The 397-nt window shown below is 63.5% G+C and carries 1 protein-coding gene; it reads left to right on the forward strand.

Going from position 1 to position 397, the window contains the following annotated elements:
• Window positions 1-287: 287 nt before the first annotated feature.
• A partial coding sequence (locus RNB18_RS54055; protein WP_394817825.1) for a PPE domain-containing protein occupies window positions 288-397 on the forward strand: 110 nt, incomplete at its 3' end.

A 397-nucleotide genomic window follows, 5' to 3' on the forward strand; every position in this document is an offset into this window, starting at 1 on the left:
GGCCGAGAACCTGTCCGCCTACCGCCGCTACTTCAGCACGAACCCAAATTGACGATTCCGCCAAAACATAGGAAGTTCATACCCCAAATCGACTGAAGTTAGCTTATGCTAACCATACTTGTCCGATGGGGGAGCTAACGATCGAAAGGAGACGCCGGGCCGCCTGCATGCACTGAACCCCGGACAACGCCGATGACCAACAGCACCCCCATCCCCAAAGCAGCAAATAGCGACGCCACCCCGTCCCCCACCCTGCCCGGCGGTCTGCGATGACCGCCCCGGTCTGGATGGCCGTCCCGCCCGAAGTGCACTCGGCCCTGCTCAGCAGCGGCCCCGGCGCCGGACCGCTGTTGGCAGCCGCCGGAGCATGGAGCGCCCTGAGCACCGAATACTCCTC

Source organism: Streptomyces doebereineriae, assembly GCF_031845645.1.
In the GTDB taxonomy this organism is placed as follows: domain Bacteria; phylum Actinomycetota; class Actinomycetes; order Streptomycetales; family Streptomycetaceae; genus Streptomyces; species Streptomyces canus.